At 63.3% G+C, this 3,870-nt stretch carries 2 protein-coding genes and 1 pseudogene; all 3 read right to left on the bottom strand.

The genetic code is table 11. From position 1 onward, the window contains the following. On the bottom strand, positions 1-657 hold a 657-nt coding region (locus ACK41V_RS23365; RefSeq protein WP_409786025.1), incomplete at its 3' end, for an NYN domain-containing protein. Between the two features lie 42 nt (positions 658-699). Continuing rightward, entirely contained in the window at positions 700-2,241 is a 1,542-nt protein-coding gene (locus tag ACK41V_RS23360) for an IS5 family transposase (protein ID WP_409786024.1), read from the bottom strand. 117 nt (positions 2,242-2,358) lie between these two features. Further along, positions 2,359-3,870 (bottom strand): annotated as a pseudogene (locus tag ACK41V_RS23355) (DEAD/DEAH box helicase); the annotation flags it as partial.

The raw sequence follows: 3,870 nt of genomic DNA, 5'->3' as shown, positions 1-3,870 counted from the left end.
AACCAGATCACTAAGCTTCTTGAACCCGTAATTCCGAGAATCGAATGAGGGATGGACCTTGCCAATGTGCCCGCCAACTCCACCTAGCGGAGCCCATCCATCCTCACGAGCATTCGCGTCGATGGCGGCAATCATCAAAGGCTGGAGTTGCACCAGCTCCTTGACAGGCACCTCAACGGGTTCAGCTGCAGCCGCTTGAGGGTCCGCCGGCTTCTGCCGCAGGATCTCCAGATAGATGAACTTGTCGCAAGCTGCCACGAATGGCTCCGGCGTGTGTCGCTCACCAAACCCGTAAACCTCCAGGCCAGCCTCACGAATACGAGTCGCCAGTCGGGTGAAGTCACTGTCAGACGAAACGAGGCAAAAACCATCGACGACTCCAGCATGCAGAACATCCATGGCGTCGATGATCAATGCAGAGTCGGTCGCGTTCTTGCCCGTCGTGTACCGGAACTGCTGGATCGGCTGTACCGCGTTTGCATGAAGAACAGTCTTCCAGGGCGCTAGGTTCGTGGTCGTCCAGTCACCGTATGCGCGCTTGATCGTTGCCGTGCCGTAACGCGAAATTTCGGACATCAGTTCCTGTACGAGCGCCGCTTGAGCGTTATCGGCATCGATCATCACCGCGAGGCGGCTGCTGTTTGGTTTGTTGGCCATCGGTCCTCCTGTTTGTATTTAGTCGCCCCTGAAATATTCATTTCAAGCCGCAATCGGCCGGAGGGCATACCGCCGATCGTGAGTTCTTGGGGCAACGTAGCCGGATGAGCAAGTGCTTGGTGCCCGGATGACCCACGCCATGGCAGCCGCCAGCCAAGACCGGCCCTGGGCGCTGGCTTGTTGCAGGCACAAAAAAATCACCACCAAGAAGGTGAAGCCCTTGCGGGCGATCATGCGCAGCAGCCATTTGATGTTGTAGCCCGCCGCACACAGCACCGCGTGCAGCCGGTCACCCCTCTCACCCTTGAGGTGACAACGGTCCATGCGGTGGTCGCTCTTGAGGTGGCCGATGATGGGCTCGATCGCCTGGCGCCTCTTGAGCAGCTTTCTTTCTTGCTCGCTGATCCGCCTGCTCTTACCCCGATGCACGACGTGCACATCCGGGTTGTCTGCATCCACACCCCGGTAACCCAGATCGACGAAGGCCGTCGCAGGCTTTGACCTGCTGTCCTGCATCAGGATCGCGGCCTGCTCCAGTTGCTCGTTCAGGGTGTGTCCGTCATACGGATTGCCGTGGAATGCCCGGGCGCCCACGATCAGGTTGCCCTGCAGCGTGCTGGCAATGCCCACCTTGACCCCGAACTCGTAGGGCGTTCTGGCCTTGCCTTTGCTGATGCAGTCCACCTCCGGCGCGTGCCAGGCGTAGAGCTTGGGTTGTCCCTCGGCAGCCTTGCGCTGAGCACTCTGGGCGTGGATGCGCTGGGCCTTGTTCAAAGGCTCAGCGAGCGCTTCTCGCACGGCAGCTCCGATGGCACTGGCCTTGCGGTCGATCTCGCGCTGCAACCGCCCGACGATAGTGCGCTGGCGCTTGATGGCGCGCTTCATGCGCTTGAACTGGCGGGCGTGGGCATACCGCCCGGCCTTGCGCCCCAGCTCTTTGCCCTCCTTGGCGAAGGTCTGCTTCAGATCGATGCCGGCTTCCTTGGCAGCCTCCACCAGCTTGACGCGCGCTGTCTCCAGCAGGCGGCTGTCGGTGGGGTGCGCAATGGCCTTGTGCTGCACCGTGCTGTCCACGATCACGCGGGTGAGCTCCTGCGGCTTGATCAGCTGGAGTTCAACGGCCACGTTGATGGTCTGGGCCAGCAACTCCTCCACACCTTCTTCGCCCAGCAACTGGCGGAACTTGACCAGGGTGGTGGCGTCGCAGGGGCGGTGGTGCTCAAAGTATGCCTGGCCCGAGAAGAACTGCCAGGTCGGCGTCTCGCCCCAGCGCTCGACGACACCCTCGTCGGACTCGTTGAAAGCGTGCTTGAGGTACAGCAGCGCGATCATGATGCGCAGCGGCACGCGGGGGCGTCCTGCGTTGCTGGACACAGCCGCGCGCTGCACCTGTTCACCAAAGAGGTCCAGGTCTGGCATGGCCACACCGGCGCGGCCTTTGCAGGAAAACACCTGAGCCACCCGCGCTTCAATCTCCTGCCAGGGCATGCGCGAGGCAAGCACTGCCAGCGGATGGCGCAGATCGATCATGTGATCAATGCGCGAGCGGAAGAAATCGTCGGTGGCGGGGCAGGCAAACAGCACGGCAGAGCTCCCAGAAAACTGCCCCTATTGGAAATCAAACTGGGAGTTCCGGCTATCCGAAATCATCCCGAAGTCCAGTGTTTATGCGGGCTCCGGGGATTCTTCAGGGACGACTATTTACTGTGCAAGGCGACTGGCAAATCCACCTGAACCACTCGCCCCAATCACCAACCGCTGCGTCGCCCGCGTAGCCCCCACATAGAACAGCCGCGCTTCCTCGCGTTCGTCCTCGCCCTCGGCGGGCATGCGCCCGGCGCCCACCAGCGCCACCACCGGGAACTCCAGCCCTTTGCTGACGTGCAGCGTCATCACCTTGATGCTGTCGTGCGCGGGGTCGTACACGCTGGATGAGTTGCGGCGCAGCTGGTGCGGCAGCTTGCGTTTGCGCAGGAATTCGGCGCACATGTCCATTTCGCTGTGGTGGCGGCAGAGGATGGCCATGTCGGCCCAGGCGTGGCCTTCGCGGTGGGCGGCGGCCAGCAGCTCGGCCACTTGGGCCACTTCTTCGCGCAGCGTGGGCAGGCGCACGATGAGCGGCGCTTCGCCGTCGCGCCCGCAGCTCACGGGCTTGAGCAGGGGCACGCCGTCGTCGTCCTTGTCTTCGGCGGTCCGCAGACGCTCCGGCGCCGGGGCGCCCCACGCCGGATCAGCCCCCTTGGGGGGCAGCGACCCGCGCAGCGGCGGAGCGTGGGGGTATACATGTTCTGCGGCGACGAGGCTGGCCGTTTGCAGGATCTGCCGCGTGTTGCGGTAGTTGATCTTGAGGATGGTGGTCCGCCCCTGCGCCTGGATGCCCACGCTCTTGAAGCTGAAGTTTTTCTTTTGCGTGCGTTCGTAGATGCTCTGCGCGTCGTCGTACAGCACGAGCAGGCTGTTGGTGGCCGGGTCCACCATCTGCACCACCAGGCGCAGCCATTCGGGCGCGAAGTCGTGGCCTTCGTCGATGAGCACGGCGCGGTATTGCCCGCTGGGGATCTGTCGGCGGTCCACGCCGGCGATGACGCGCTGGACCATGTCGGCCATCTTGTCGGTAACTGGCTGGTTGTTGTCGGGCAGGCTTTGTCCGTAGGCCACCAGCTGGTCGCGGCACCATTTGTGGAAGTGCACGGCGTGTACGCGGTCGGCAATGCCTTTGGCGGCCATCACGCGCGCAATCTGCCGGGCCAGCGGTTCGTTGTAGCAGAGGATGAGGATGGGTTTGCTGGCCGCGGTCTGCGCCTTGGCCAGGTGTTCGGCGCGGTAGCCCAGCAGCATGGTCTTGCCCGAACCGGCCACGCCGTGGATGACGCGGTGCCCCTCGCCCAGGCTTCTCGCAAGTTGCTCCTGCTGCAGGTCCATCACCCGCATGATGGTGGGCAGGTCCGCCTCTGCGTCCTGATCGTCGAACAACGAACCCTGCGGCTCCACGCGCACCTGCGGAAACATGATCCAGCGCACGCGGTCCAGCTGCGGCAAAGACATGGCGCCGCCAAACGAGTGCGCAAACATCGCCCACAGCCGCTGCTGGAAGCGCTCGGCGTCCACCTACTCTTCCATCTCGTCCTTGCAAATCACGTAGTGCGGCTCGATCGCCTCGGCTAGCCCCGCCGCATCGAACTGCTTGCGCGTGATCCGCGTCAACACCACGCC

This window comes from Acidovorax sp., from assembly GCF_046291265.1.
GTDB lineage: Bacteria > Pseudomonadota > Gammaproteobacteria > Burkholderiales > Burkholderiaceae_C > Acidovorax.
Note: the sequence above shows the minus strand (reverse complement) of the source record. Positions and strands in the feature narration are given on the sequence as shown.